General features: G+C 72.6%; 27 protein-coding genes and 1 pseudogene. 13 read left to right on the forward strand and 15 right to left on the reverse strand.

Annotated features, from left to right (window positions below; genetic code table 11):
• Window positions 1-11 precede the first annotated feature (11 nt).
• The gene (locus ACWIF2_RS07830) at window positions 12-566 is read left to right on the forward strand and encodes a methylated-DNA--[protein]-cysteine S-methyltransferase (RefSeq protein ID WP_454359221.1); all 555 of its coding nucleotides are present in this window, start codon (window positions 12-14) and stop codon (window positions 564-566) included.
• A 32-nt stretch (window positions 567-598) separates the two neighbouring features.
• Here ACWIF2_RS07830 and ACWIF2_RS07835 read toward each other — a convergent pair whose 3' ends face one another.
• Window positions 599-1,027 carry a VOC family protein gene (locus ACWIF2_RS07835; RefSeq protein ID WP_454359222.1) on the reverse strand — a complete coding sequence of 143 codons (429 nt, stop codon included), beginning with the start codon at window positions 1,025-1,027 and terminating at the stop codon, window positions 599-601.
• 99 nt (window positions 1,028-1,126) lie between these two features.
• Here ACWIF2_RS07835 and ACWIF2_RS07840 point away from each other — a divergent pair, with 99 nt between their 5' ends.
• Entirely contained in the window at window positions 1,127-2,035 is a 909-nt protein-coding gene (locus tag ACWIF2_RS07840; protein WP_454359223.1) for a pseudouridine-5'-phosphate glycosidase, read from the forward strand.
• An 89-nt stretch (window positions 2,036-2,124) separates the two neighbouring features.
• A complete protein-coding gene (locus tag ACWIF2_RS07845; protein WP_454359297.1) occupies window positions 2,125-3,015 on the forward strand; it encodes a carbohydrate kinase family protein in 891 nt (296 codons plus the stop codon).
• 43 nt (window positions 3,016-3,058) lie between these two features.
• On the opposite strand, the gene ACWIF2_RS07850 is transcribed toward ACWIF2_RS07845, so the two are convergent.
• Window positions 3,059-3,853, reverse strand: coding sequence for a methyltransferase (locus tag ACWIF2_RS07850; RefSeq protein WP_454359224.1), 795 nt, complete (start codon window positions 3,851-3,853; stop codon window positions 3,059-3,061).
• A gap of 240 nt (window positions 3,854-4,093) precedes the next feature.
• Here ACWIF2_RS07850 and ACWIF2_RS07855 point away from each other — a divergent pair, with 240 nt between their 5' ends.
• The gene (locus tag ACWIF2_RS07855; RefSeq protein ID WP_382498844.1) at window positions 4,094-5,221 is read left to right on the forward strand and encodes a magnesium and cobalt transport protein CorA; all 1,128 of its coding nucleotides are present in this window, start codon (window positions 4,094-4,096) and stop codon (window positions 5,219-5,221) included.
• 36 nt (window positions 5,222-5,257) lie between these two features.
• Here ACWIF2_RS07855 and ACWIF2_RS07860 read toward each other — a convergent pair whose 3' ends face one another.
• Together ACWIF2_RS07860 and ACWIF2_RS07865 are read right to left on the reverse strand one after the other, a co-directional pair.
• The gene (locus ACWIF2_RS07860; RefSeq protein WP_454359225.1) at window positions 5,258-5,683 is read right to left on the reverse strand and encodes a CBS domain-containing protein; all 426 of its coding nucleotides are present in this window, start codon (window positions 5,681-5,683) and stop codon (window positions 5,258-5,260) included.
• Between the two features lie 225 nt (window positions 5,684-5,908).
• On the reverse strand, window positions 5,909-6,550 hold the full coding sequence (locus ACWIF2_RS07865) for a uridine kinase (protein ID WP_454359226.1): 642 nt from the start codon (window positions 6,548-6,550) through the stop codon (window positions 5,909-5,911).
• A gap of 219 nt (window positions 6,551-6,769) precedes the next feature.
• Between ACWIF2_RS07865 and ACWIF2_RS07870 the strand changes: the two genes are divergently transcribed.
• The 3 genes from ACWIF2_RS07870 (at window position 6,770) to ACWIF2_RS07880 (ending at window position 9,817) form a co-directional block, all read left to right on the forward strand.
• Window positions 6,770-7,453, forward strand: a complete 684-nt coding sequence (locus ACWIF2_RS07870; RefSeq protein WP_454359227.1) for a DUF2293 domain-containing protein — start codon at window positions 6,770-6,772, stop codon at window positions 7,451-7,453.
• 247 nt (window positions 7,454-7,700) lie between these two features.
• Window positions 7,701-8,180 (forward strand): anthrone oxygenase family protein, encoded by a 480-nt coding sequence (locus ACWIF2_RS07875; RefSeq protein WP_454359228.1) that lies wholly within the window; start codon window positions 7,701-7,703, stop codon window positions 8,178-8,180.
• A gap of 146 nt (window positions 8,181-8,326) precedes the next feature.
• Window positions 8,327-9,817, forward strand: coding sequence for a glutamate synthase subunit beta (locus ACWIF2_RS07880; protein WP_454359229.1), 1,491 nt, complete (start codon window positions 8,327-8,329; stop codon window positions 9,815-9,817).
• A 134-nt stretch (window positions 9,818-9,951) separates the two neighbouring features.
• On the opposite strand, the gene ACWIF2_RS07885 is transcribed toward ACWIF2_RS07880, so the two are convergent.
• Window positions 9,952-10,425: a carboxymuconolactone decarboxylase family protein gene (locus ACWIF2_RS07885; protein ID WP_454359230.1), complete on the reverse strand. Its 474-nt coding sequence runs from the start codon at window positions 10,423-10,425 to the stop codon at window positions 9,952-9,954.
• A gap of 47 nt (window positions 10,426-10,472) precedes the next feature.
• On the opposite strand from ACWIF2_RS07885, the gene pdxR reads away from it, so the two are divergent.
• Window positions 10,473-11,885 (forward strand): MocR-like pyridoxine biosynthesis transcription factor PdxR, encoded by a 1,413-nt coding sequence (pdxR, locus tag ACWIF2_RS07890; RefSeq protein ID WP_454359231.1) that lies wholly within the window; start codon window positions 10,473-10,475, stop codon window positions 11,883-11,885.
• 19 nt (window positions 11,886-11,904) lie between these two features.
• On the opposite strand, the gene ACWIF2_RS07895 is transcribed toward pdxR, so the two are convergent.
• The 3 genes from ACWIF2_RS07895 to ACWIF2_RS07905 all read right to left on the reverse strand — a co-directional run bounded on the left by ACWIF2_RS07895 (window position 11,905) and on the right by ACWIF2_RS07905 (window position 13,940).
• A complete protein-coding gene (locus ACWIF2_RS07895; RefSeq protein WP_454359232.1) occupies window positions 11,905-12,717 on the reverse strand; it encodes an SAM-dependent methyltransferase in 813 nt (270 codons plus the stop codon).
• Window positions 12,718-12,824: 107 nt separating this feature from the next.
• Window positions 12,825-13,079: a DUF397 domain-containing protein gene (locus ACWIF2_RS07900; RefSeq protein WP_399020417.1), complete on the reverse strand. Its 255-nt coding sequence runs from the start codon at window positions 13,077-13,079 to the stop codon at window positions 12,825-12,827.
• The gene (locus tag ACWIF2_RS07905; RefSeq protein ID WP_454359233.1) at window positions 13,080-13,940 is read right to left on the reverse strand and encodes a helix-turn-helix domain-containing protein; all 861 of its coding nucleotides are present in this window, start codon (window positions 13,938-13,940) and stop codon (window positions 13,080-13,082) included. It lies immediately after the preceding gene.
• A gap of 242 nt (window positions 13,941-14,182) precedes the next feature.
• On the opposite strand from ACWIF2_RS07905, the gene ACWIF2_RS07910 reads away from it, so the two are divergent.
• The 3 genes from ACWIF2_RS07910 to ACWIF2_RS07920 all read left to right on the forward strand — a co-directional run bounded on the left by ACWIF2_RS07910 (window position 14,183) and on the right by ACWIF2_RS07920 (window position 17,496).
• Entirely contained in the window at window positions 14,183-14,839 is a 657-nt protein-coding gene (locus ACWIF2_RS07910) for an ATP-binding protein (RefSeq protein WP_454359234.1), read from the forward strand.
• Window positions 14,836-15,270 (forward strand): hypothetical protein, encoded by a 435-nt coding sequence (locus tag ACWIF2_RS07915; protein ID WP_454359235.1) that lies wholly within the window; start codon window positions 14,836-14,838, stop codon window positions 15,268-15,270. Before ACWIF2_RS07910 ends, ACWIF2_RS07915 begins: the two co-directional genes overlap by 4 nt.
• A gap of 252 nt (window positions 15,271-15,522) precedes the next feature.
• Complete coding sequence (locus ACWIF2_RS07920; protein WP_454359236.1) at window positions 15,523-17,496, forward strand: ABC transporter ATP-binding protein; 1,974 nt, start codon at window positions 15,523-15,525, stop codon at window positions 17,494-17,496.
• Window positions 17,497-17,520: 24 nt separating this feature from the next.
• Here the strand turns inward: ACWIF2_RS07920 and ACWIF2_RS07925 are convergent, their stop codons facing one another.
• The 6 genes and pseudogenes from ACWIF2_RS07925 to ACWIF2_RS07950 all read right to left on the reverse strand — a co-directional run bounded on the left by ACWIF2_RS07925 (window position 17,521) and on the right by ACWIF2_RS07950 (window position 24,069).
• Complete coding sequence (locus tag ACWIF2_RS07925; protein ID WP_454359237.1) at window positions 17,521-17,703, reverse strand: hypothetical protein; 183 nt, start codon at window positions 17,701-17,703, stop codon at window positions 17,521-17,523.
• A gap of 158 nt (window positions 17,704-17,861) precedes the next feature.
• The gene (locus ACWIF2_RS07930) at window positions 17,862-18,551 is read right to left on the reverse strand and encodes a DUF899 domain-containing protein (RefSeq protein WP_454359238.1); all 690 of its coding nucleotides are present in this window, start codon (window positions 18,549-18,551) and stop codon (window positions 17,862-17,864) included.
• Window positions 18,552-18,630: 79 nt separating this feature from the next.
• Window positions 18,631-19,811: pseudogene (locus ACWIF2_RS07935) on the reverse strand (cytochrome P450 family protein).
• 18 nt (window positions 19,812-19,829) lie between these two features.
• A complete protein-coding gene (locus tag ACWIF2_RS07940; RefSeq protein ID WP_454359239.1) occupies window positions 19,830-21,194 on the reverse strand; it encodes an amidohydrolase in 1,365 nt (454 codons plus the stop codon).
• Window positions 21,195-21,217: 23 nt separating this feature from the next.
• A complete protein-coding gene (locus ACWIF2_RS07945) occupies window positions 21,218-23,116 on the reverse strand; it encodes an FUSC family protein (protein ID WP_454359240.1) in 1,899 nt (632 codons plus the stop codon).
• 176 nt (window positions 23,117-23,292) lie between these two features.
• Window positions 23,293-24,069, reverse strand: a complete 777-nt coding sequence (locus ACWIF2_RS07950) for a nucleotidyltransferase domain-containing protein (RefSeq protein WP_454359241.1) — start codon at window positions 24,067-24,069, stop codon at window positions 23,293-23,295.
• A 152-nt stretch (window positions 24,070-24,221) separates the two neighbouring features.
• On the opposite strand from ACWIF2_RS07950, the gene ACWIF2_RS07955 reads away from it, so the two are divergent.
• Window positions 24,222-24,635 carry a RidA family protein gene (locus ACWIF2_RS07955; RefSeq protein WP_454359243.1) on the forward strand — a complete coding sequence of 138 codons (414 nt, stop codon included), beginning with the start codon at window positions 24,222-24,224 and terminating at the stop codon, window positions 24,633-24,635.
• Between the two features lie 10 nt (window positions 24,636-24,645).
• The gene (locus ACWIF2_RS07960) at window positions 24,646-25,251 is read left to right on the forward strand and encodes a gamma carbonic anhydrase family protein (protein WP_359895329.1); all 606 of its coding nucleotides are present in this window, start codon (window positions 24,646-24,648) and stop codon (window positions 25,249-25,251) included.
• A gap of 1 nt (window position 25,252) precedes the next feature.
• On the opposite strand, the gene ACWIF2_RS07965 is transcribed toward ACWIF2_RS07960, so the two are convergent.
• Entirely contained in the window at window positions 25,253-25,975 is a 723-nt protein-coding gene (locus ACWIF2_RS07965; RefSeq protein ID WP_454359244.1) for an aspartate/glutamate racemase family protein, read from the reverse strand.

A 25,975-nucleotide genomic window follows, 5' to 3' on the forward strand; every position in this document is an offset into this window, starting at 1 on the left:
ACGGTGGGCGCATGGACAGCCATGGGCAGGTTGAGCAGCGGGTCGTATGGAGCGTCGTCGACACCGGCATCGGTCCGCTGCTGCTGGCCGCGACCCGCGAGGGCCTGGTCAGCGTCGTGTTCCATGCCACGGACGCGGTGCGGGACCGGGCGCTCGAGCGGCTGGCGTCGCGCCTCGGCACCGAGCCCGTCGAGGCGCCCGGCTCCCCGCTGCTGGCCGAGGCGATACGTCAGGTCGGGGCGTACTTCGCGGGTGAGCGACGCGACTTCGACCTGCCGCTGGACTGGTCGCTGATCTCCGGCTTCAACCGGGAGGTCCTGCGGGAACTGGCCTCGGGCGTGCCGTACGGCACGGTCGTCGGGTACGGCGACCTGGCCGGGCGGGTCGGTCAGCCGGGCGCCGCACAGGCCGTGGGCATGGCGATGGGCGCCAATCCGCTGCCGGTGGTGGTGCCCTGCCACCGGGTCGTCGAGAGCGGCGGCGGCATCGGCGGCTTCGGGGGCGGCCTGGAGACCAAGCGGAAGCTGCTCGCCCTGGAAGGGGTGCTGCCCGAGCCTCTCTTCTGAGGTCTCGGGCCTGCCTGAGGTCCCGGGCCCGGTCAGTCGTAGTGCCGCGCCTCGAAGACGTTGCCGTCCGGGTCCCGGAAATAGAAGCTGCGGGTGGCTTTGCCCCGGGCTCCGAAGGAGTCGTAGGAGAGCTCCGACACCGGTACGGCGCGTTCCTCGAGGCGGCCGAGAAGGGCGTCGAAGTCGCCGCGGGGCAGGGACAGGCAGACGTGGTTGACGGGGTGGCCGGCGCTGTCGGCGGCGCCGGGCAGCATCTTCATGCGTTCCGCGAAGGTCAGCGGCATGAGGTCGAGGATGGTCTCGTCGTTGACGCGCACGGAGGGGAACGGCACCTTGCCCGCGGCGAACTCGGTGAGCCTGACCGTCTCCATGCCGACGGCCTTCTCGTAGAAGTCGGCGGCGGCGACCGGGTCGCGCACCCAGAGGACGACGTGGTCGAGACGTGCGGTGTGGTCCGTCATGCACTCCAGGCTCGTGACGTCCGCGACGTCCCGCAAGTGTTTGGCCCGGCGCGCCGCCCGCCAGAGATGAGGGAGGACCGACTGACAGGAGGCAGGCGCGTGGTGCTGGTGATGTCGGAAGAGGTGCGGGCGGCGCTCGAGGCGCGGCGGCCCGTGGTTGCCCTGGAGTCCACGATCATCGCCCACGGTCTGCCGCGGCCGCGCAACCTTCAGGTGGCCCTGGAGCTGGAGGCGGCCGTCCGGCAGGAGGGGGCGGTGCCCGCGACGATCGCCGTGCTGGACGGGCGGCCCCATGTCGGACTGGACAAGGAGCAGCTGGAGCGGGTCGCGAACGAGGACGGGATCCGCAAGCTGGGCCACCGCGACCTGCCGCTCGCGCTGGCCTCCGGGGCGAGCGGGGCGACCACGGTGTCGGCGACCGCGCTGCTGGCGGCGCGGTCGGGCCTACGGGTGTTCGCTACGGGTGGGCTCGGCGGAGTGCACCGGGAGTGGACGGTGACGCAGGACGAGTCGGCGGACCTCGGTCTGCTGGCGCGGACCCGGATCACCGTGGTGTGCGCCGGGGTGAAATCGATCCTGGACGTGCCGGCGACCTTGCAGCGGCTGGAGACGCTGGGTGTCGCGGTGGCCGGTTACGGCACCGAGAGGTTCCCGGGCTTCTATCTGTCCGACTCGGGGCATCCGGTCGACTGGACGCTGCGGACACCGGAGCAGGTGGCGGACGTCATGCGGGCCCAGGACGCGCTCGCCGAGCCGGAGTCGGCGCTGATCGTCGCCAACCCCGTCCCCGAGGAGGAGCAGCTCGATCCGGAGCTGCACGCACGCGTGCTCGCGGACGCGCTGCACGCGTGCGAGGCGGCGGGAGTCACCGGTCCGGCGGTCACGCCGTTCCTGCTCGACCATCTGGTGCGGCACACCGACGGGGCGTCGCTGAGCGCCAACCTGGCGGCGGTCCGCGGCAATGTACACCTCGCGGCGCGGATCGCGGCGGCCTGGGCCCGGAGGTGACCGGGATCGAAGCCGGGATCGAGGCCGGGACCGGTCTCGGCCCCGGTCGCTCCAGGGGACGTGACGAGCGCTCCACGGAGGGCGGGGCGCTGCTGGTCGTCGGGGATGTGATCACCGATGTCGTCGCGCGGTACGGGGGGCCACTCGCGGCGGGCACGGACACAGTGGCCTCGATCCGGACGGTGCCGGGCGGGGCGGGCGCCAACGTGGCGTGCTGGGCGGCACACCGGGGCGAGGCGGAGGTACGGCTGTTCGGGCGCGTGGGCGCGGATGCGGCCGCCTGGCACGAGCGTGAACTGGCCGCCCACGGCGTTCGCCCGCACCTCGTCGTCGACCCGGCGGCACCGACCGGCATGGTGATCTGCCTGGTGGACCGGGAGGCTTCGGCGGAGCGGACATTCCTCACCGACAGCGGCGCGGCGTTCCGGCTCGCACCCGCCGACTGGTCGGACACACTGCTCGACGGGGTGGCCCGGCTGCATCTGTCGGGGTACCTCCTGTTCTCCGAACCGGGTCGCGCGCTGGTGACGGTGGCTCTGAAGGCGGCACACGCGCGTGGCGTGCCGGTGAGTCTGGACCCGGCGTCGGCCGGGTTCCTCACCGAGCTGGGCGTCGAGCGTTTCCTGGAACTCGTCGAGGGCGTGGACGTGCTGCTGCCCAGCCGGGACGAGGCATGCCTGGTGACGGGGCTGGCCGACGCGGCCGACGCGGCGGCCGAGCTGAGCCTGCGCATCCCGTTGGTCGTCGCCAAGCAGGGACGTGAAGGAGCACTCGTGGCCCGTTCGGGAAAGGTGTGCGCCCGGGTTCCCGCCGTGCCGGCGACGCCGCGGGACCCCACCGGCGCCGGTGACGCCTTCACGGGCACGTTCCTCGGCGCCCTGCTCGCGGGCGCCGCGCCGGAGAAGGCGGCGGCGGAGGGCTGCCGGGCGGGTGCGCTGGCAGTGGAGCGGGTGGGCGGCAGGCCGCCTCTGCCCGGCTGACGTCCCACGCCCGCGCCACCCCTGGCTACCGCTTGCGTCCCCGCTACTGCTTGCGTCCCCACGCCGAGATCATCGGTGGCGTCGTGAGGTCGAGCGTGCCGGATGTGACGTTCATGAGGTGCCGCTGGATGTCCTGTTCCGAGGCGAGGCCCGCGGTGACCAGCTGGTCGCGGATCTGGCGGACCGTGGCGGACTCCAGGGCCGCACAGGCCGGTGAGGCGATGGGGAAGTAGGCGTCGGCCTGGACGCGGGTCAGGCCGGCCTCCCGGAGCAGACGCGGGAGGGTGCGGCCGCAGGGGAGGTCGGTCCCGCGGTCGGCGAGCAGCTTGCGGAAGCTCTGCCGCAGCCGGTTCGCGAGCTGCTGCTCGGGGCCGTACTCGTCGGGACAGAGCAGGGGCTGAAGGGCGGGGTCGACGTCTTCGACGAGGAGGCGCCCGCCGGGGCGCAGAGAGTCGGCCATGGACCGCAACGCCCGTCGCCGGTCGGTGACGTGGACGAGAGCGAGGCGGGCGTGCACCAGGTCGAAGCCCTCCCCCGGCGGGTCCTGCGCACCCAGGTCGTGGACGCGGACCTCGACGGGCGGCCGGGCGCCCCGCGCGAACCGAGAGGTGTCGGCATCGGTCGCGACGACGCGTCCGGTCGGGCCGACCTTCTTCGCCAGCCAGGACACCACGGACGGGCCGCCGGCGCCGACCTCCCAACACCGCCAGCCGGATCCGACGCCGAGTGCTTCGAGATGCCGGAACGTCGTGGGGTCGAAGAGGGAGGCGAAGGCGCTGAAGTGCTCTGCCGCCTCGGTCTGCCGGTTGTCGAGGACGTGCCCATCGGTTCGCGTCATGCCGCGATCATCCCATTTGTCTGACTTGTTCTTAATCGTCGACGCTCCGGTAAGGAGAACCGCGCAGCCCCCGCACGCGTCGATGTCTCAGAACAACGGCACCGGCGATCGCTCGTCCACAGCCGGGAACAAAGCGGAATGAGTCGTTTCCACAGGCTTACCCGCAGCTCACGTGGGCCTGGCAGACTGGCGCGGCAAGGCGCAGGAACGGCGCGAGGAGTTCCACGCAAGGAGATCCGGATGTCCATGGCAGGGAATCTGCGGAAGGTCACGAGCCTCGGCGGGGTCGGCGGCCTTCGCAAGGTGGCTCGGCTGGCCCGGCGGCGCCCGCGCGTCGACCTGAGTCACCCGGCCCGCTCCCCCCTGGGCTCCTCGGTGGTGAACTGCGTGACGTACCGGGACGGCGTCCGCACCCCCGCGCGCGGCGATCTGGTGGATGTCGTGGAGCGGGTGCGCAAGAGCCGGGAGGGCTTCGTCTGGCTCGGCCTGCACGAGCCGACCGACCAGGAGTTCGCGGGCATCGCAGAGCTCTTCGACCTGCACCCGCTGGCCGTCGAGGACGCCGTCGAGGCCCACCAGCGCCCCAAGCTGGAGCGGTACGGAGAGACGCTCTTCGCGGTGTTCAAGACGGTCTGCTACGTCGAGCACGAGGAACTCACGGCCACGAGTGAGGTGGTGAACACCGGCGAGATCATGGTGTTCGTGGGTGAGGACTTCGTGATCACGGTGCGGCACGGCCGGCACGGCTCGCTGGGTCCGCTGCGCGAGGAGCTTGAGTCCGATCCCGGCCAGCTGGCCAAGGGCCCCTCCGCGGTGCTGCACGCGATCGCGGACCACGTGGTCGACGACTACCTGACCGTCACGGACTCGATGCAGGCGGACATCGACCAGGTCGAGACGGATGTCTTCGCGGAGACCGGCGCGCGCGCCGACCCGGGGCGCATCTATCAGCTCAAGCGTGAACTCCTCGAGCTGAAGCGGGCCGTGGTGCCGCTCAGCCGCCCGCTGGAGGATCTCGCCACCCGGCCGATCCGAGCGGTCGACCCGGAGATACAGGCGTACTTCCGCGACGTCTCGGACCATCTGCTGCGAGCTAAGGAGCAGATCGCCGCCTTCGACGAACTGCTCAACTCCATCCTGCAGGCGCACCTCGCGCAGGTCACGGTCGCGCAGAACGAGGACATGCGAAAGATCACGGCGTGGGCCGCGATCATCGCCGTGCCGACGATGGTCTGCGGCGTGTACGGCATGAACTTCGAGCACATGCCGGAGCTGCACTGGCGGTACGGCTACGGCATGGTCATCGGTGTCATATCCGTCGCTTGCGTGACGCTGTACCGGGCCTTCCGGCGCAGCGGCTGGCTCTGACGCGGGCCGTGACGCGCGAGGTGTGAACCCTCTGGGTCAGCGCGTGGTGGTGGAGTAGACGCTCTCTGCCCAGGAGGCGATCTGGTCGTCCGCCAGGTGCCGGGCCAGGTCGGCTTCGCTGATCATGCCGACCAGGCGCTTGTCCTGGATGACGGGCAGCCTGCGGATCTGGTGCTCCCGCATCTCACGGAGCACTTCGCCGACATCGGCGTTCGCGTCGATCCAGCGCGGGGTGCCCTTGGCCATCTCACCCGCGGTGGTCCTGGCGGGGTCGTGCCCCATGGCGACGCAGCCGACGACGATGTCGCGGTCGGTGAGGATGCCGCAGAGCCGCTCGTTCTCGTCGCTGATGGGCAGGGCGCCGACGTTCAGTTCGCGCATGAGCTGGGCGGCGCGATCGAGGGTTTCGTGGGCGGGGATCCACTGGGCGCCGCGGTGCATGATGTCTCCGGCGGTGGTCATGGAGTACCTCCCGAGGCCGGACGGCCGGCGCGGCGCGGGACGCACCGCGAGTCCCGACGCCCTTCATTCTCGCCGCGCTACCGGATGCCCGCACACGGAACCCGTCCACCGGACACCTCGAAACCCGTCTACCGGACACCGCCCTCGGAACCCGACGGCGCACGCCCGCCGGTATCCGCCCGGCGGCGCCCGCCGGCCGACGTCCACCCGACGGCGGGCAGCCGCTCAACCGCTCCATGCCGGATGGCGCGGATCGTCGGCCCGCACCAGGACGTCGGCCGTGCCGGCCGGGTCCGTCTCGTGCTCGTAGCGCTCGAAGGCCGGCAGGGTCCAGTGCTCGGCCTCGGGCGTGCGGCGGCGCAGGGCGCCCGGGGAGAGCAGGACATGAACGCTCAGGTCGAAGGGGAACCAGTGCCGAAGGAGGAAGGGCCCGTGCAGCAACAGGACGGCACCGGGCGGGAGTTGGGTGTAGGGGCTGCGTGTGGCCCGGTCGGCGGCCGGGTCCCACAGGTCGGGCAGGACGCGGCCGTCGCCGTCGGCTTCGAGAGGGCCGAACACCTCGCGCCACAGGGCGCCGGTGTCGTACCAGCCGTTGTAATAGGCCTCCACGTCCCGGTGGCCGTACTCCAGCCGCACCGAGGCAGGGCGCAGGAAGCCCTCCGTGCCCACGACGAGCGACGAGCGGCCGCGTATGCGCAGCGCCTCGGAGACACGCTGGGCGAGATCCCCCGGGCAGGCGGCCGGAGCGCCGTCGAAGGCGATGCGGGGCCAGGGCGCTCCGTCGGCGGGCTTCAGGTCGAGGAGGCGCTCGGCGAGCAGGTCGCCGAGCCGGTCCCAGGTGATCGCGTCGAGTCGCACACAGCCCATGATGCGTCAGGCCGGGGCAGGAACTGCCACCACCGCGGGCTCCTCGGACCCCGGGGAGGGACAGGCCGCGGGGAGGCGTCGAGATGGCCGGGGCCGGTCATGGCGAACGTGGTTCGTCCCGTCGTCGTTCGTCGCGTCGTCGTTCGTCGCGTCGTCGTTCGTCGCGTCGTCGTTCGTCGCGTCGTCAGGGGGAATGAACCACCTATGGTCCCCCGCGCGATGCTTCCGCCCCTCACCGGGTTCCTCGTCTTCCAGCCTCTCAAGCGCCGGTACTGCGCCGAGTGCCGGCGAGGCCCGCTGCCGCTGCTCGTCCTGGAGGACGGCGCCCCGCGCTGCCTCGACTGTGCCGACCTCGGGCATCTGGTGTTCCTGCCGAGCGGCGACACCGCGCTGACGCGCAGATCACGGGAGGAGAGCACGCTGTCGGCGGTGGTCGTGCGGTTCAACCGGCGCAAGGGCCGCTATGAACGGCAGGGCGTTCTGGTCGAGGAGGCGGCGCTGGCGAGGGCCGAGCAGCGGTGTCTCGCGGACGCCGAGGCGCGGCGGCGGCGCCGGGTGCGGGACGCGCGGCGGCGGGCGGCCCAGGACGAGCTGTTCGCTCTGGCCTTCGCGGCGGAGATACGGCGGCTGTATCCCGGATGCCCCGCCGACCGGGCGCACGCCATCGCCGCACACGCCTCGGAGCGGGGCAGCGGGCGAGTGGGCCGCAGTGCGGCAGGGCGGGCGCTGACCGAGGGGGCGGTGACCTCGGCGGTCGTGGCGTCCGTGCGGCATCTGGACACACCGTACGACCGACTGCTGATGAGCGGGGTGCCGAGACACGAGGCGCGGCGGCGGATCGCGGCGGCCGTGGAGACGGTGCTGAGGGGGTGGACGGAGGCCGGGCTCGATTCCGCCGGTTGACCCGGCGGGAGTCGGCGGGCGTCGGCGGGCGCCGAGAACGGTCGAGGGCTCGATTGCTGCGTCCCCGTGATGGCGAGGCGGCGAGCTGCCGCGTGGCATCCGTTGGACACGGCCGATCGGGGGATCGTGGACGTTCGCTTATGGCCCCGCGCCGCTCGGCCATGGTCACTGTGCTCGTACGGGAATTCACTTGTGGTGAGGAAGGGTGCCGGGCAGGATCCCGGCTCGACGGGCGGGAGAGGCTGACATGATCGACGGACCGTACTTCGTACTGACGGTGCTGGGTGTGCTCGGGACCGGCCTGGTGGCGGGGGTGTTCTGCGGCTTCTCGACCTTCGTCATGCGGGGCCTCGCCACGCTGCGGCCCGCGCAGGGGGTCGCCGCGATGAACGCGATCAACGTGGCCGCGGTGACGCCGCCCTTCATGGTCGTGTTCCTCGGGTCGGCGGTGCTGTGCGCGGTGATCGCCGTGGTGACGTTCGTGCTGTGGCCGGAGGAGGGGACGGTGGAGCTGCTGGTGGGCAGCGCGCTGTATCTGTTCGGCTCGTTCGGGCTCACCATGGTCGCGAACGTGCCGCGCAACGACGCGCTGCTCAAGCTGGAGCCGGGTACGTCGGAGGCGGCCGCGTACTGGCCGGCGTATGTGCGCGAGTGGACGATGTGGAACCACGTCCGCACGGCCGCCTCGGCCGGGGCGGCACTGGCGTACGTGCTGGCGCTCACCTGACGGCTCCCACCTGACGGCTCCCACCTGACGGCTCCTACCTGACGGCCGCGGCGATGGGCACCGCCCCGGAGGCGGACGTATCGTGGCCGGAGGAGTACCGCCCGACGACACACGGCCTGTCACACGCGCACGCAAGGAAGACGGCCATGGCCGACCCCAAGGGTTTCATGACCACGCCCCGCCAGGACTGGCCACGGCGGCCGGTGGAGGAGCGGGTGCGGGACTGGGACGAGGTCTACGTCCCCGGGGCGCTGCTGCCGATCATCAGCAAGCAGGCCGATCGCTGCATGGACTGCGGCATCCCCTTCTGCCACGACGCCTGCCCGCTGGGCAACCTGATCCCCGAGTGGAACGACCTGGTGTCGAGGGAGGACTGGCGGGCGGCCGCGGACCGGCTGCACGCCACGAACAACTTCCCGGAGTTCACCGGCCGGCTGTGCCCGGCGCCGTGCGAGGCGGGGTGTGTGCTGGCGATCAACCAGCCGGCCGTCACCATCAAGAACGTCGAGTGCGCGATCGCCGACCGGGCGTGGGAGGAGGGCTTCGCGCCCCCGAGGCCGCCGGAGCGGCTGTCCGGCAAGACGGTCGCGGTGATCGGTTCGGGGCCCACCGGACTGGCCGCGGCCCAGCAGCTGACCCGGGCCGGGCACACGGTCGCCGTGTACGAGAGGGCCGACCGGCCCGGCGGGCTGATGCGGTACGGCATCCCCGAGTTCAAGATGGAGAAGCACCATCTGGAGCGGCGGCTGGAGCAGATGCGGGCCGAGGGGACCAAGTTCCGTACGTCGACGTCGGTCGGGCAGGACATCGGGGCCGATGAGCTGCGGACCCGGTACGACGCCGTGGTGCTCGCCACGGGGGCGACCGCGTGGCGTGAACTGACAGTGCCGGGGCGGGAGCTGACGGGGGTTCACCAGGCGATGGAGTACCTGCCGCTCTCCAACCGGGTGTGCGCGGGCGATCTGGAGGCCTCCCCGCTGTCGGCCGCCGGGAAGCACGTCGTCATCGTCGGCGGCGGCGACACCGGGGCGGACTGCCTGGGCACGGCCGTCCGGGAGGGTGCCGCGTCGGTGACCCAGCTGGACATCTACGCGCTTCCGGAGGCGGAGCGCGACGAGGACGCCGAGCCCTGGCCGACGTATCCGATACGGATCTACCGGCTGTCCGCCGCGCACGAGGAGGCGCGTGATCTGCGGACCGCTCCGGTCGCCGACGCGGACGCGCGGCTGTTCGCGGCGTCCACGCTGCGCTTCGACGGCGACGCGGAGGGACATGTGCGGTCGCTGCACCTGGTCGAGGTGGACGCGCGGCGCCGCCCGGTGGAAGGCACCGGGCGGACACTCCCCGCCGACCTCGTGCTGCTCGCCCTCGGCTTCTCCGGGCCCGACCGGCAGGACGGCCTCGTCGACCAGCTGGGGCTGGCGATGGAGCCCCGCGGCACCGTCACGCGTGACGCCGGTTTCGCCACGAACGTGCCCGGCGTGTTCGCCGCGGGTGACGCCGCCCGGGGGCAGTCGCTCATCGTCTGGGCGATCGCCGAGGGGCGGGCCGTGGCAGCCGGGGTCGACCGGCATCTGACGGGCAGTTCGCGACTGCCGTCACCGATCGGGCCGTACGACCGGCCCATGGCGGTCTAGAAAGCGGTCCCCATGGCCGTCTGGCAAAGCGGTCCCCATGGCCGTCTGCAAAGCGGTCCCCATGGCGGTTTGGGAAGGGGCCCCATGGCGGTCTGGAAAGCGGTCACGAGAGACGGCCGTCCTCCGGAAGGCGGTCACCGCTCGTCCGTGCCCGCTACCTTCGCCGTGGACAGCGCCACCCGGTTCCAGGTGTTGATCGTGCAGATCACGGCGAGGATCTGGGCCAGTTCCCGTTCCTCGAAGAGGGACGCGGCCTGCGCGTAGACGTCGTCCGGGACTCCGGCGTCGGCGACGAGGGTCATCGCCTCCGTGAGGGCGAGGGCCGCCTGCTCCCGCTCGGTGAAGAAGTGGCGGGCCTCTCGCCAGACGGCGACCATGTGCAGCCGGTCCTCGCTCTCGCCGGCCTTGCGGGCGTCGTTGGTGTGCATGTGGAGGCAGTACGCGCAGTGGTTGAGGTGCGAGGCGCGGATCTGGATCAGTTCGACGAGGGCCGGGTCCAGGCCCTCACGGGCGGCGGCGTCGAAGGCGATGAGGGCCCGGAAGGCCTTCGGGGCGGACTGCGCGAACTCCAGCCGGGCCGTGTCCGTCGTGTGCGTGGTCGTCGTCATGTCCCTCAACCTACGATCCGCAAAGACCCGCTGTAGGGTGCATTCCCATGGCGAATTCGTGGGTCAATTCCGCGGAACGGATCGGGTCCGACCTGCATCTGGAGCTGTCCGGGCCGGGCGGCCGGCGCACGGCGCTGATCCGCGCGCTGCGCGAGGCCGTACGCGACGGGCGGCTCGCTCCGGGCACGCGGCTGCCGCCGTACCGCTCGCTCGCGGCCGACCTCGGTGTCGCGCGCAACACGGTGGCCGACGCGTACGCGGAACTCGTCGCGGAGGGCTGGCTCACCGCCCGTCAGGGCTCGGGCACCCGGGTCGCGGAGCGTGCGGAGCCGCTGCGTCCGGCCGCGCGCGTGCCGAAGAAGGCGCCTGAACGCGCGCGTGGCCCCCGGCACAACCTGCTGCAGGGCACGCCGGACATCTCGGCGTTCCCGCGCGCGGCCTGGCTGGCCTCCTACCGGAGGGCGCTCCAGCAGGCGCCCAACGAGGTGTTCGGCCCGGGCGACCCCGCGGGCCGGGCCGAACTGCGGGAGGCGCTCACGGAGTACCTGGCCCGCGCGCGTGGCGTGCGGACCGAGCCCGGCCGGATCGTGATCTGCTCCGGCTTCGCACACGCGCTGCGGCTGCTGTTCGGAGGTGGTGTCCTGCGCGGGCCCCTGGCGGTGGAGGCGTACGGGCTCGGATTCCACCGGGAGGTCCTCGCGGGCGCCGGGGTGCGAACCGTGCCGCTGCCCCTCGACGAACACGGCGCGCAGGTCGACCGGTTGGGGCGCGAGCGTGCCGTGCTGCTCACTCCGGCGCACCAGTTCCCGACCGGCGGACCACTGCACCCCGCGCGCCGGGCGGCCGTGATCGACTGGGCACGCGCGCGTGGCGGGCTGGTTCTGGAGGACGACTACGACGGGGAGTTCCGCTACGACCGCCGGCCGGTCGGCGCCGTCCAGGGGCTCGACCCCGAGCGCGTGATCCACATCGGCTCGGTCAGCAAGAGCCTGTCACCGGCGGTGCGGCTGGGCTGGATGGTGCTCCCGGAGCGGTATGTCGAGGACGTACTGGCCGTGAAGGGCGAGCGCGAGGCATGGGTGAGCGTCCTCGACCAGCTGAGCCTCGCCGACTTCATCGTCTCCGGGTCGTACGACCGTCATGTACGGCGGATGCGGCAGCGGTACCGGAGGCGCCGGGACCGGCTCGTCGCGGCGCTCGCCGAGCACGCACCGCAGGTCGAGGTCACGGGGGTCGCGGCCGGGCTGCACGCGGTGCTGCGGCTGCCGCCCGGCACCGAGGCCTCCTCGGTCAAGGCCGCCGCCTGGCGGGGCATCGCCCTCGACGGCCTCGCCGCGTTCCGGCACCCGGACACGGACATGGCGGTGAGCGACGGCCTCGTCGTGGGATACGCGACTCCGTCCGAGCATGCCTACGGGCCGGCCCTGGAGGCGCTGTGCGGGGCGCTGCCGCCGCCGTGACCGGCCCGTCGGAAGCCCCTCAGGGCTTGCGCGCCACCGCCCCATAGCCCGGGATCACCCCGTCGTCCTGCCCGGGCACGGGCTCGCCCAGCTCGGGGTGCCAGTGGTGGGGCACCTCGACGCCGGGTTCGACGAGGTCGAGGCCGTCGAAGAAGCGGGTGAACTCCTCGCGGGAGCGCAGGGCCAGGGTGACGCCGGCGGCGCGGAGCTTCTCGGTCGCCGCCCTGGACTCCTCCGGGGTGAAGTCGGCCGTGGCGTGGGTGAGCACCAGGTAGCTGCCGGAGGGCAGTTCGGCGAGCAGGCGGCGGACCAGCTCGTGCCCGCCGTCCTCGTCGGAGACGAAGTGCAGCAGCGCGATGAGCGACAGTGCGACGGGCCGGGTGAAGTCCAGGACCTTACGCGCGCCCTCCAGGATGGTGTCCGGGTCGCGCACGTCCGCCTGGAGGTACTCGGTGGCGCCCTCGTCCGCGCCGCGCAGCAGGGCCGCCGCGTGGGCCAGGACGATGGGGTCGTTGTCGCAGTAGACGACCCGGGCGTCGGGGGCGATCTCCTGGGCGACCTGGTGGAGGTTGGGCTCGGTCGGTATGCCGGTGCCGATGTCCAGGAACTGCCGTACGCCGTTCTGTGCCAGCCAGCGCGTGGCCCGGTGCATGAAGGCGCGGTTGACGCGCGCCATCACCGGCACCCTCGGGTCGAGGGTGAGCATCTGCCGGCCCATCGCCTCGTCGACGGGGTAGTTGTCCTTCCCGCCGAGATACCAGTCGTACATCCGCGCGGGATGGGGTCTGGTCGTGTCGATCTGGACGGCCGTCGTGGGGTCCTGCCCGGTCATGAGGCACTCCGTAAGGCACAAAGGGTGGTCAATTCAGCACCAGCGTCAAAGAGTTGATTTCAGAATGTCGAGCGTCAGAGAGCCGAGTGTGGGCAAAGGCGATCACGTCAGGACAGCAGGAAGTCCGCCTTCCCCTCCTTCGCCCCCTCGATGAAGGCCGTCATCTCGTCAGTGGTGTAGATCAAGGCCGGACCGTCGGGGTCGGTGGACTGGCGGACGGCGATCCGGCCGTCGGCGAGCTTCATCGCCTCCAGGCAGTTCCCGCCGTTCCCGCCGCTCCACGGTTTGTGCCAGCCTTCGCTGCCCAAGTCACGCGCGGGCATGCCGTTGTAGACCTGTTTGCGCGGCTTGATGCGATCCATTCACAGCTCCTTGCGGAGATCCCGGAGGATCTCCTTCGTGCGATGTGCCGTAGCGGCCTGCGCCGCCATGCGGTCCATGACCTCGAGGTGGGTCGCCACCTCCGCGCGCGCGTCGAGATAGACCGCGCCGGTCAGGTACTCGCTGTAGACCATGTCCGGCAGTTCGGGCATGGCGAATCGGAACAGCACGAACGGCCCGTACGTGCCCGGGTGCGGCCCATTGGCGAACGGGGCGACCTGCAGCGTCACGTTGGGCAGCTTCGTGGCCTCGAGCAGTCTGTCGATCTGGGCACGCATCACCTCCGGGCCGCCGACCGGGCGCCGCAGCGCGGTCTCGTCCATCACGACCCACAGCCGGGGCGCGTCCTCGCGGGTGAGCAGGTCCTGGCGCTGCATGCGCAGGGCGACATGGCGCTCGATGTCGTCGGGCCGGGTCTGGCCGATGGCGCCTGAGCGGAGCACTCCGCGCGCGTAGTCCTCGGTCTGCAACAGGCCGGGGACGAAATGGGGTTCGTAACTGCGGATGACGCCTGCCGCGCCCTCCAGGCTCACGTACATCGAGAACCAGCCGGGCAGGATGTCGTGGAACCGCTGCCACCAGCCGGGCCTGTTCGCGTCCTCGGCCAGCTGGACGAAGGCGTCGGCCTCTTCGTCGGAGATTCCGTAGGCCTTCAGGAGCAGTTGCAGGTACGGGATTTTGAGCGCGACCTCGGCCATCTCCATACGACGGACCGTGGCGGGGGCGACGCGGAGGATGCGGGCGGCCTCCTCGCGCTTCATCCCGGCGCGTTCCCGCAGGTCCAACAGGCGTCGACCGAGGACGACCTGACCGACCGTCGGTGCGGACCGCGGTTCGCTCACGCTCCACCTCCACGAAGAGTTATGACGAGCCGGCCAAAAGAACGCTGACAGCCCGGCGGCGCCATTCGAAGACCCTTTCGAAGAGCTGATCCGAACTGACGTTTCGAACGAATCTTCGACGATCTCAACTGGCGCCGCGCGGAGTGCTGTTGCGATGCAGTGTGCCACGGCCTTCCAGACCGTCACAGCGCACTCTGCAATTTTCAGAGTGACACTTGCCAAGTGTTCGCGCCGGGGCGATAGTGGCAAGCGTGATTCCGTCCGCGCCCTTAGGAACAGACGCCGCCGCAGGCCCTCTCGGCCTCGGCACCGCCGGAGTCGGCCCCGACCGGGCCGCCGCCGAGCGCCGGTTCCGTTTCGAGCTGGCCGCACATCCGGGTTCTCCCGCTCAGGCCAGACGCCTGACGCGGGCCCGGCTGACCGGCTGGTCGGTGTGCGAGGACACGTGCGACAGCGCGGCCCTGGTGGTTTCCGAGCTGGTCACCAACGCCATCGTGCACACGGCGAGCACGCACATAGTGTGCGAGCTGCACGACGGCGACGAACTGGTGCGGATAGCGGTGCGTGACGAGGGCTGCGCCCCTGGCCAGCCCCACGCGGCCGGCCGGACGCGGCCCGAGGAGGAGCACGGGAGGGGACTGCTTCTCGTCGACACGCTCTGCGAAGCCTGGGGTGCCCATGAGCACGGCCCCGGGATGCTGGTCTGGGCCGAGCTGCCGCGCACGGACACTCCGCGTGAGGCGTCGGAGCCCCGGAACGACCTGGGCTGGGGCGCCCGACCCAAGCCGGGTCCGTCCGAGGACTCGGGCGACGGGGACGGAGCCCACCAGGCCCGCCGCACGCGGAGCGCGCCTGAGGTCCCCGCGCAGGGGCGACGCCGAGAGCGGGGAGCGGCATGACGTCCGCGCCCGGTGGCCGTGTACTGAATCTGGACACACTCGCCCGCCTGCGGCGCGGACTGCGTACGCCGGGACCCTCCCTGCGCCTGCCCGTGCCCGATGGCATGACCGCGCCGCTCGGCTGCGACGCGGTCGCGGTTCCCGCCCGTCTCGGACGGCTGGTCATGCCCCGGCTGCCCCGCGCGGGCTGTGTCTACGCCGACGGCACGCACTGGTGGTGGCTGGTGCCGGCCGACTCGGATCACGCCCTGGAGTGGCCGGCTCCCGTGCGGTACGCCACGGGCGCGGTCGTCCCGGACGCCCCGGAGCTCCCCCGACTGATCCACCGCCCGGACGGCAAGCTTCCGTACACCCCGCCGATACCGCTGTACCTCGCCCTGTGCCGCGTGACGGGGACGGCTCCGGCGTGGTCACGGCCGGTCAGCGCGTAGGACAAGTCGACCAGGACACGTCGCACACAGCCATCCGTTCATGACTCGTCCGGCGCGTAACCCGCCGAGCACCTCCCGGTCGAGGGCTCCGCACCACCCCAACGCCCCCGCGCCGACCCACACCTCCCCCGGTCCGGTCGTGCGCCCGCGCGCATCCGGCGCCCCGGGCTGCGCCCTGCCCGGGCGGGCTCCGCCCCCGCGATAGTGGCCGTTCGTCCACAAGCGGGGCCTGAGCGGGGAGGTCGGTCGACGGTGGGGAAGAAGCGGACCGCGCCGGAGGTGTCCGAGTCGGAGCGGCTGCTCTTCGGGGGCCCGCTGCGCTACGACATGGGCTGGAACCAGCACGCCGACGCGTTCCTGGAGCTGAACTTCCGCGCCATGATCACCCGGTTGCCGTCCCTGCTGAAGTCCAGCCTCCAACTCGCCCGGCAGGCAGACCGGGGCGCCGCCCGGATCGTGCTGGCCTCCGAGGCGGGCCGGGGCGTCGCACAGGCGGTGAGCCTGCTCGCGGTCAACAGCGTGCTGGCCCGGCTGATGGGCGGCGGGCCGATCGAGGACCGGCTGCGCGGAGCCGTCCCCGCGCTGGTCACGGTGGCCCTCGTGATGCTGCTCGCGGCGCTGCTGCGGGCCGCGAGCACCTACGCCACCGGCCGCCTGGAGCCCAAGGTGGAGCGGGTGGCGACCGAGCGGTACCTGGAGCGGGCCGCGGCCGTGGAGCTGGCCGCGATCGAGGACCACGCGTTCCACAAACTGCTGGACACCGCCCAGTACGGCGCCGCCTCCGCCCGCCGGATGATCATGTACGGGACGCGCGTGATCAACGCGATGATCTCCCTGGTCGCGGCGGCCGGCGTGCTCACCGTGCTGCATCCGGCCCTGCTGCCGCTGCTGGTGACGATGACGCTGCCGAGCGCCTGGAGCGCACTGACCGTGGCCCGGCGGCGGTACGAGTCCTTCCACGCCTGGGTGCAGCACGCCCGCGCGGGCCGGCTGCTGGGCAACCTGCTGATCGAACCCGAGGCGGCCCCCGAGATCCGGGTGCACGGGGTGGGCGCGTTCCTGCTGCGGCACTTCCGCGCGATGTCGGAGACGGCCGAGGCCGAGCAGGCCCGCCTGGCCGGGCTCGCCGCCCGCACCGGCCTGATCGCGGCGGCGTGGACGGGCCTGGCGACGGTGGCGACGTACGCGACGCTCGGCGGACTGCTGCTGGCGGGGTCGATGGCGCTGTCGGTGGCGGGTACGGCCGTGATCGCGATCCGGACCGGCTCGCAGAGCCTCGACACGCTCGTGGTGGAGGTCAACGCGCTGCACGAGGAGGCGCTCTTCGTCGGCGACCTGCAACGGCTGTACACGGAGGCGGCGCAGCGCGCGATCCCGGCGGGTGGGCAGCCACTGCCGGAGGACCCGCGCGAGATCCGCTTCGAGAACGTCACGTTCCGCTACCCGGGCGACTCGGCCCGCCCCGCTCTCGACGACGTGACGCTGGCCCTCCCGCTGGGCCGGATCGTCGCGCTGGTCGGCGAGAACGGCTCCGGCAAGACGACCCTGGTCAAGCTGCTCGCCGGGCTGTACACCCCGGAGCGGGGGCGGATCCTGTGGGACGGCGTGGACGCGGCGACCGCCGACCGGAACCTGCTGGCCGAGCGGATCGCGATGGTGGCGCAGGACTTCAAGCGGTGGCCGTTCACGGCCCGGGTGAACGTCGCCCTGGGGCGTACGTCGGCGCCCGTGTGCGACGAGCGGCTGGCCGCGTCGATCGCCGAGGCCGGAGCGGAGACGGTGGTCGCGGACCTGCCGCGCGGCCTCGACACGCTGCTCGCCCGCAACTTCAGCGGCGGGCACGAACTGTCGGGCGGCCAGTGGCAGCGCCTCGGCATCGCCCGGGCGGCCTATCGCAGGGGCCGCATCCTGATCGTGGACGAGCCGACGGCGGCCCTGGACGCACGGGCCGAGCTGGAGGTCTTCGAGCGGATCCGCGCCCTGGCCGACAGCGGCCAGACGGTCGTACTGATCACGCACCGGCTGGCGTCCGTACGCCACGCCGACCTGGTGCACGTCCTGGACCAGGGCCGGCTCGTGGAGTCCGGGACGCCGGACGGGCTGCTGGCCACCGGCGGGCTCTACGCCGAGCTGTACGCGCTCCAGGCGGAGCAGTTCACCAAGCCGCCCACGACGGCTCCGCAGGTCGTGCCGGTCACGAAGGTGCCGGCGCCGAAGGCGGGCTGAGCCGCGCCTTTGCCGGGCCGTCCGTCAGGCCGTGGCGTCGGCGCTGTCGCCGCTGCGCACGATCACCAGGAACATGTCCGTCGCGAGGTCCATGACAACCTCGGCACGCAGGCCTTCCAGACGCCGCGCCTGCGCGAACTCCTCCGCCGGCCAGGAGCCACGCGGCCCACCGGCGGGAAAGCGCTCGAGCACCGTTCGCCCGTTCACCACCCTGCACCTCCATGTAGCGCTGTACTCGTAGAGTTAAACGCCAACCATGGGGTGAACGGCTCGCGAAGTGACGGTTCTGAGACGTAGTTGACACTCGTTCACCGCCAAGTGTGACCAACCTCTCAGCCTCTTGGCGGATGTGCTCACTTTGCGTGTCAATCGTCGTACTCGTCGTGATAGCGGATGCGCTCGCTTCCCGCAGTCGCCCCAAGAGCCGACGCGCGCCCCTTGGGCTCCTCCCACGCCTCCTGCCTGCCCAGCGCGGTGAGGTCCAGCAGGCTGGTGGTCGAGCCGAGGCCGTCGAGGCCGCGCTCGTACGTCGAGTAGGTGTGAAAGACCCGGTCGTGGTCCCGCAGGAAGCAGCTGAGGCCGGGCCGCTCGAGGAGCTCCCCCTCGTGGTCGAGTGTCACCTCGAAGTCGCGGTTGAAGTCGCTGCCGTGCGACGAGTACCAGGGCACTGTCCAGCCCATCCGGGCCTTGAAGGGCAGGATCTTCGGAAAGGGCGCCCGGGAGACGGCCGCGAACGACGTGCCACGGGCCTTGAGATGGGCGAGATGCCCTATTTGGTCCAGGAACCCCGAGCAACTGCGGCAGCCGGCGTCCCACTCGGGCGCGAACATGAAGTGGTAGACGACGAGCTGGTGCCGCCCCTCGAACAGGTCGAGCAGGGTGGCCTTGCCGTCCCCGCCCTCGAAGACGTACTCCTCGCCGACCTCCACCATGGGCAGTCCGCGCCGCTCGGCGCCCAGCGCGTCCCGCGCGCGGGTGGCGGCCTTCTCCTTGACCAGCAGTTCCGCGCGCGCCGCGCGCCACCGGTCGCGCGAGACGATCTCCGGCAACGACATGAACCCCTCCTGTACCCCTCCTGCGGCAACGGTCCGTCCGGGGTGGTGACCGCAGGGAGGGGCGGAACTCATCGCCGGCTCAGGAAGTTTTTTCCGCGTACGTCACCGGCAGCGCGACCAGGCCCCGGGCGCGCAGGGAGGGGCGCCACCGCGGGGCGTCGGACGCGAGGGCGAGGTCCGGGAACCGCTCCACCAGCGCGGCCAGGGCGATCTCGGTCTCGGCACGGGCCAGCGGCGCGCCAAGGCAGTGGTGGATGCCGTGGCCGAGGGCGAGATGACCTGAGGTGTCCCGGCCGAGGTCGAGCCGGTCGGGGTCGGGGAAATGGGCCGGGTCGCGGTTGGCGGCGGCCAGGGACAGCAGAACGGTCTCCCCGGCGGGCACGGTGACGTCCCCGATCGTCACGTCCTCGGTCGGGAAGCGCCGGATGGCGAGCAGGGCGGGCCCCTCATGGCGGGCGAACTCCTCGACGGCCGCCGGGATACGCGCCGGGTCGCCGCGCAGGGCGGCGAGCTGCTCGGGGTGCTCCAGAAGGCCCAGCACGGCGTTCCCGATGAGCTGGACGGTGTTCTCGTACCCGGCGAAGAGGATGAGGAAGGCCAGGGACATCAGCTCGTCCTCGGTGAGCCGGTCGCCCTCGTCGCGGACCGCGATCAGGTCGGAGAGCAGGTCGTCGGCGGGCTCCGCGCGCTTGGCGGCGATCAGGCCGGTGAAGAAGCCGAGCATCGCCACGACCGCCTCCTTGGCGGCCGCCGGGCGGGCCGGGTCGGGGGCGACGAGCGCGTCGGTCCAGGCACGGAAGTCCGGGCGGTGGTCGTGGGGACGCCGAGGAGGTCGCAGATCACGGTGATCGGCAGGGGTGCGGCGTAGGCGGCGATCAGGTCGGTGGTGCCGTGCGGGCCGAGCGCGTCGAGGAGGCGGTCGGCGGTCCGGCGTATGGGGGCGCGGAGGTACTCGACGCGGCGCGTGGTGAAGGCCCGTGCGACCAGGCGGCGGATGCGGGTGTGGTCCGGCGGGTCCATGTTGAGGAGGTTGGCGTCCAGGGCCGGCGGCAGGGACAGGCCCCGGTAACTCCCCTCCTTCGCCCGCGCCTTGTCCAGCGAGAGCCGGGGGTCGGCGAGGGCCGCGCGGACGTCCTCGTACCTGGTCACCAGCCAGGCGGGGCTGCCGTCGGGGCCGGCTGTGCGGTGTACCGGCGCGCTCTCGCGCAGGCGCCGGTACACGTCGTGGGGGTTTTCGAGGAGGCCGTGGGCTGGATCCATGCGGGCCAGCCTAGGGAATCAGGTGTCGTACTCCTGGATGCGGCGGCCGTGGCCGCGGTCGACGAGCGCGGGCAGGCGCTCCTCCAACTCCCCCGCCACCGCGGGCACATCGATCGTCAGCAGCGTCCGGTCGCGCATCAGGATCCGTCCGTCGACGATGGTGGTGCGGACGTCGGCGGAGCGGGCGCTGTGCACGAGGGTGGCGGCGAGGTCGTGGACGGGCCGGGTGTGCGGGCCGGTGAGGTCGACCAGGACGATGTCCGCCCTCCGGCCCGGCGCGATGCTGCCGACGCTGTCCCCCAGCCCCACGGCACGGGCGCTCTGCAGGGTGGCGTGGTGAAGGGCCTGGCGGGAGGTCAGCCAACGGGGGTCGCCCTCGGCCGACTTCTGGACCAGCGAGGTGAGGGCCATGGACTCCCACACGTCGAGGGAGTTGTTGGAGGCGGCGCCGTCGGTGGCGAGTCCGACGTCGACGCCGATGTCGCGCAGGGCGCGGACGGGCGTGGTGTCGGGCCAGGCGAACTTGAGGTAGCCGCGGGGCGCGGTGGCGACGGCCGTACGACCGTCCGCGCGCTCCATGACCGGCAGGTCGCGGTCGGTGATGCCGGTGCCGTGGGCGAGGAGCAGGTCCGTGTCGAGGATGCCGGTGCGGGCCAGGACCTCGACCGGGGTGACGCCGAGGCGGGCGAGGCTGGTGTCCGTCTGGTCGCGGTTCTCCGCGGCGTGGATGTGCACGGGCAGGCCGTGCGCGCGGGCGAGCTCGGCGGTGGCGGCGAGGTCGGTGTCGTCGACCGTGTAGGGGGCGTGGGGCGCGAGCGCGGTGGTGATACGGCCGTCGGCCGAGTCGCGGTGCCGCAGCGCGAACTCCAGTGACCTCTCCCGGCCCTCGGGGCCCTGCGAGGAGAAGTAGGCCTCGCCCAGCAGCGCCCGCATACCGCTCTCGGCGACCACCGCGGCGACCTCGTCCATGGCGAAGTAGTGGTCGGCGAAGCAGGTGACCCCGGCCCGGATCATCTCGGCGCAGGCGAGCCGCGCGCCCAGCTCGACGTCCTTCGCCGTGAGGTTGGACTCGACGGGCCAGACGACATCGTTGAACCACGCCTCGGTGGGCAGGTCCTCGGCGAGGCCGCGCAGCGCGACCATCGGCGCGTGCGTGTGACAGTTGATCAGGCCGGGCAGGGCGACCTGGCCGCGGGCGTCGAGCCGCTCGGCGGCGGCCAGGTCCGCGACCGCTGCGGTGCTCGTGACGGCCTCGACGATCCCGTTCCGCACGACGATCGCGGCGTCCTCCTCGAAGCCGATCCGCTCCTGATCGTCGTGCACGAGGACGGTGCACGCGCTGATGATGAGGTCGGCTGGACTGTCCGCGGCAGAAGGCGTCATCACGCCAACGTACGACGAGGACGCTATCCGGCGAGGGGTGTCCGGGGCAGTCGGATCCCCACCCGTTCGACGGGTCCGGTGAGTTCGTCGAGGACCGCGGCGAGGCGTTCCGTGTGGCGGGGGCCGATCCGGCCGGTGTCGTCGAGGTGCACGGCGCAGGCGGTCGTGGTGTCGACGAGCCGTTCGAGGAGGTCGGCCACCTCGTCGGCGCCCTCGGTGTGCCGGGCGAGGGCGGGCAGTTCGTGCGCGGAGAGGGAGATGGCCGTGCGGGCCTCGGCGAGAGTGCGGTAGGCCTCACGGCGCAGGGTCCAGCGGGTGGCGCGGTGGTCGGAGGGGGTGCCGGAGCCGCCGATGCGCGGGGCGTCGGCCTCGTCGAGGACATGGGTGAGGTAGGCGTACGCGGCTCGGCTGGCCGCCGCGAGCCGGGCGCGCACTCCCCCGCCGCGCTGTCCGGGCATCGGCAGATGTCCGACGATCAGCACGATCGCGCAGGCCAGCAGTGTTTCGCCGATCCGGCCCGCGGAGGCCTGGGCCTCGCCGCCGACCATGACCAGGGCGAGGACCAGGACGGTGACGACGGCGGTCTGGGCGGCGAAGTGCCGGGTGGCGACGGGTATCAGCGCCCCGCTGAGGGCGACCAGCGCGATGAGCCCTTCAGGGCGGGGCAGGACGGCGGCGAACCCGGCGAAGAGAAGAGCGCCGAGGACGGTCCCGGCGGCCCGGTTCAGCACCCGCGAGGCCAGCGGCCCCAGGTCGGGCTTGACGAGGAAGACGGCGGTGGCGGGCAGCCAGTACCAGTGCTCGTGCTGCCCGTACCACTGGGTCCGGTGCAGGGCCTGGGCGACCGCCGCACTGGCCCCGAAGCACAGGGCGACGCGCAGTCCGTACTCGCGTCCGGCGGTACCGAAGGCGGCGCGCAGCCGGTCCCTGGCGGTACGGGGCCGGGTGTGCAGCTCGCCGCCCCGGCCCTGGTCGAACACCTCGGCCGCCTGCAGCAGGGCGTCGTCGAGGGCGCGCAGGGCGGGCGCCGAGCGGGAGGGGGCGGGCAGCGGCCCGGTGTGGGCGTTGTCGCGTACGGCGGCGGCGAGCCGCCGGGGACCTTCGGATGCCCGTTCGGAAATGGCCTCTTCGGCCCAGGCCAGCGCGGTGGCGGCCTCGGCGAGGGGCAGCGCGGCGGCGTACTGCGCGTGCAGCCGCCGCTCGCTGGAGGAGGAGGCGTACCGGCGCAGCCGGGGCCCGGCGAGGGCGTCCTGGGCGTGGTCGAGGGCGGCGGTGAGCGCGGCACGGCGGCGGATGGCGTCCGGCCCGCCGACGGCGTCGAGCAGCTCGGCGACCGCGTCGTACACCCCGGCCACGGCCGCCCGCTCGCCGTCGAAGCGGAAGTCACCGGCGAGGGAGCCGGGCGTGGGCAGCACGAGCCGGAGCACGAGCAGCCAGCCGGCCCCGGCGAGGAAGGCGAGCGCGCGCTGCCACCCCGGCTCGGGCAGGGGCATTCCCGCGCCGATCGCCGCGCCGACGAGCAACTGCGTCCCGGAGGCGGAGGCGACGGGCCCCACGGCGCTCATCCCCCCGGCGACGAGCCCGACGACCGTGAGGACCACGGTCAGCACGACCGCGCCGGTCTCGTCCCCGGCATACGTCCCGATCACCAGACCCAGGGCACCGCCCAGCGCGGGCACCCCGAGCCGCTTGACCGAGACCCGCCGGCTGCCGGGCCGGTCGTTGATCCCGGCGAGCATGGCGGCGATGGCGGCGACGACACCGAGCGACGTACGCCCCGACCCCACCGCCACCAGCAGCAGCGGCCCTGCGGACAGGGCCCCTCGCGTCACCGCGCTCCAGGGCACCGGACCCCGCTGGGCGCGCAGGGCGTGCGCGAGCCAGGGTGGCAGCACAAGGGAAAAACGGCGGGACCGGGACACAGGGCTCCTGTCGTCACATCGAGGGCAGGGGTGGGCCTTCGGGCGACGGTGGCCGGGCGGGGTGTGGCTGTCCACGGTAGGCGGGGTTCCTGGAAGAAAGGTTTCCGGAACGTGACGGAGTGCGGGAGAGCCGGGTTCTTTATGAACGCAATCGGGGACGCGACCGGCGACGGCGGTCAGCCCCGCGCCGCGTCCACGGCCCGGCCGAGGAGTGTCTCCGCGTCGGTGATCGTCCGGGCGAGCGCGCCCGGGTCGTCCGTCAGGCTCCTCACCAGGTCGTCCATCCCGCGCAACCCCGCCCGCGCGAGGAGCCCCTTCTCGTTCGTGACCCACTCCCCGCGCGCTGCCAGCACCGCGTGCGCGGTCTGTGTCGTGGCGAGGGCGATCGCTCCCGCGACCTGGGTGAGGGCGCCCTTCGGGGCGTGGCCGGCCTTGGCGTAGCCGAGGGTGGCGGTGGCCATGCCGTGCCAGTGCCCGGGGGCGCGCTCGCGCAGGGCCCTCGGGTAGGAGGCGGGACGCGGCAGCTCGCCCCGCAGGACCTTGTTGATCGCGAGTTCGGCGACGAGCAGGTACGTCGGGATACCGGCCAGATGGAACATCAGCGGCTCGACGCGGAAGCGGCCTGCCTCGGCCTCCGGGCGCTCGTGTTCGACGACGTCCAGATCGCGGTAGTGGACGTCCACGCGCCTGCCGTCGATCGTCAGCCAGGCACCTCCGTTGAAGACTCCGCCACCCCACGCGCCGATCGCGGACACCTCGCCCTCCCAGCCGACCGCGCGGAGATCCGCCGGGTCGAAGGCGCCGCGGTAGTAGACGGCCAGGTCCCAGTCGCTGTCGGGGCGTTCGGTGCCCTGGGCCCGGGAGCCGCCGAGGGTGACGGCCTCGACGGCGGGGAGGACGGCGAGACGGTCCGCGGTGGTGTCGAGGAAGGCCTGGTCCGGGAGGGTGGGCACGGGGGTGGCTCCTGGGGCGGGCGGTGAGGGGCCCGAGCAGAGTAAAGGGACCGGCCGGATCGCGTGAACCGAAATACGAGTGCGTCCGTGGACCGGGCCGCGCATGATCGGTCGGACAACTGCCCAGTCGCCGCCCCAGATCGGAGCCCCGAGTGATCCGCCGCGTCACCGTCCCGAGCCTCTTCCCGCCGCCCACCTACTCCCACGCGTCCGTCGTCGAAGCCGGGACGCGGCTGGCGTTCCTCGCCGGGTCCGTGCCGCTCGACGCCGGCGGCAACCTCGTCGGTCCCGGAGACCCCGTACGGCAGGCCGAGCAGGTGATCGCCAATCTGCGGGAGCAGTTGCGGGCCGTCGGCAGCGATTTGCCGCATGTCGTGGCGACCGAGGTGTACGTCGTGAGCGCTGAGACGGCCGTGCTGTCCGCCGTCTGGGAGATCGTCGAGGCGTCCGGGCTCAGTGCCGGTCCGCACTCGTCGACGCTGATCGGCGTGGCGTGCCTCGGGTACACAGGGCAGCTGGTGGAGATTACGGCGACAGCCGTCGTGCCCGACGGGGCGCCGACCTGAGGAGAACTCCATGCTGATCGAGCACCGCGGGCGGCGCCCCGTCGTCCCCGAGTCCGCGTACGTCGCACCGACGGCCGTCCTGTGCGGGGCGGTCGTCCTCGGGGAGCGCAGCCGTGTGCTGCACGGGGCCGTGCTCACCGCCGAGGACGGGGAGGTACGGGTCGGCTCGGACGTGGTCGTGATGGAGAACGCGCTGGTGCGGGGGCGGGCCGCGCACCCCGCCGTGATCGGTGACGCCGTGCTCGTCGGCCCGCACGCGCATGTCAACGGGGCGACCCTCGAGGACGAGGTCTTCGTGGCCACCGGCGCCTGCGTCTTCCCCGGGGCCGTCGCGAGCACCGGCTCCGAGCTGCGGATCCACAGCGTGCTGCACGTCAACTCCGTACTGCCGCCCGGCACGGTCCTGCCCATCGGCTGGATCGCGGCGGGAGCACCCCGGGCCCGGCTCTTCGCCCCCGGCGAGCACGACGAACTGTGGCAGATCCAGGAGGCGCTGGACTTCCCCGGCACGGTGTACGGCATCCCGCGCGGCACGTCGATGCGGGAGGTCATGGCCCGCCAGGTGGCGTTCTACGGGGCTCATGGCGACGACGTCACCCTCGACGGCCCGTCCTGAGCTACCGCCGTTCGGACCTCCCCCACACCCGCCGCTTCGGCAGCGCCTCCGCATAGCTCCCCACCCTGCTCGTCGTCAGCCCCAGCGCCACCAGCGACTCCGCGAGTTTGACCGCCGCGGCGACCCCGTCGACGACCGGCAGGCCCAGCTTCTCCCCGACCGCCCGCTGCAACCCGGTCATCCCGGCGCAGCCCAGCACCAGCACCTCGGCCCCGGCCGCGCAGGCCCGTTCGGCGGCGGCGAGGAACGCGGTCTCGGTGCGCTCGTCGTCGCCGAGGTCGAGCACGTTCAGGCCCGTGCCGACGACCGCGGCGCAGTTCCGCGCCACACCCGCCGTCTCCAGGCTGTCCTCGATCTGGCCGCGCGAGCGCTCCAGTGTGGTGACGACCCCGTAGCGGCGGCCCAGCAGACAGGCGAGATGCGCGGCGGCCTCGGTGATGTCGACGACCGGTACGTCCACCAACTCCCGCACGCCCTCCCGCCCGTGCTCCCCGAAGCCGGCCATGACCACGGCGTCGTACGGCGGCCCGTCGTAGGTCCGCAGCGTGTCCAGGACGGCCGCGGCGGACAGATAGCTGTCGAGCCAGCCCTCCGCGGACTCGGGCCCCCAGGCGGGGGTCAGTCCGGTCACGGTGGTGCCCGGGCCTGCGGCGGCCCGGGCACCTCGTACGATCTCCTCGGTCATCTCCTGCGTGGTGTTGCAGTTGGTGACGACGATCCGCAC

Source organism: Streptomyces sp. NPDC055506, from assembly GCF_053643595.1.

Bases quoted from the DNA above. Each gene is read 5' to 3' on its own strand.
- ACWIF2_RS07900 (WP_399020417.1), bottom strand. From the start codon at position 13,079: ATGGATCGCATCAAGCCGCGCAAACAGGTCTACAACGGCATGCCCGCG.
- ACWIF2_RS07960 (WP_359895329.1), top strand. From the start codon at position 24,646: ATGCTGATCGAGCACCGCGGGCGGCGCCCCGTCGTCCCCGAGTCCGCG.
- ACWIF2_RS07940 (WP_454359239.1), bottom strand. From the start codon at position 21,194: ATGACGCCTTCTGCCGCGGACAGTCCAGCCGACCTCATCATCAGCGCG.
- pdxR (WP_454359231.1), top strand. From the start codon at position 10,473: ATGGCGAATTCGTGGGTCAATTCCGCGGAACGGATCGGGTCCGACCTG.
- ACWIF2_RS07885 (WP_454359230.1), bottom strand. From the start codon at position 10,425: ATGACGACGACCACGCACACGACGGACACGGCCCGGCTGGAGTTCGCG.
- ACWIF2_RS07865 (WP_454359226.1), bottom strand. From the start codon at position 6,550: ATGGGCTGTGTGCGACTCGACGCGATCACCTGGGACCGGCTCGGCGAC.
- ACWIF2_RS07830 (WP_454359221.1), top strand. From the start codon at position 12: ATGGACAGCCATGGGCAGGTTGAGCAGCGGGTCGTATGGAGCGTCGTC.
- ACWIF2_RS07860 (WP_454359225.1), bottom strand. From the start codon at position 5,683: ATGACCACCGCCGGAGACATCATGCACCGCGGCGCCCAGTGGATCCCC.
- ACWIF2_RS07850 (WP_454359224.1), bottom strand. From the start codon at position 3,853: ATGACGCGAACCGATGGGCACGTCCTCGACAACCGGCAGACCGAGGCG.
- ACWIF2_RS07930 (WP_454359238.1), bottom strand. From the start codon at position 18,551: ATGTCGTTGCCGGAGATCGTCTCGCGCGACCGGTGGCGCGCGGCGCGC.
- ACWIF2_RS07895 (WP_454359232.1), bottom strand. From the start codon at position 12,717: ATGACCGGGCAGGACCCCACGACGGCCGTCCAGATCGACACGACCAGA.
- ACWIF2_RS07915 (WP_454359235.1), top strand. From the start codon at position 14,836: ATGACGTCCGCGCCCGGTGGCCGTGTACTGAATCTGGACACACTCGCC.
- ACWIF2_RS07835 (WP_454359222.1), bottom strand. From the start codon at position 1,027: ATGACGGACCACACCGCACGTCTCGACCACGTCGTCCTCTGGGTGCGC.
- ACWIF2_RS07880 (WP_454359229.1), top strand. From the start codon at position 8,327: ATGGCCGACCCCAAGGGTTTCATGACCACGCCCCGCCAGGACTGGCCA.
- ACWIF2_RS07870 (WP_454359227.1), top strand. From the start codon at position 6,770: ATGCTTCCGCCCCTCACCGGGTTCCTCGTCTTCCAGCCTCTCAAGCGC.
- ACWIF2_RS07875 (WP_454359228.1), top strand. From the start codon at position 7,701: ATGATCGACGGACCGTACTTCGTACTGACGGTGCTGGGTGTGCTCGGG.
- ACWIF2_RS07855 (WP_382498844.1), top strand. From the start codon at position 4,094: ATGTCCATGGCAGGGAATCTGCGGAAGGTCACGAGCCTCGGCGGGGTC.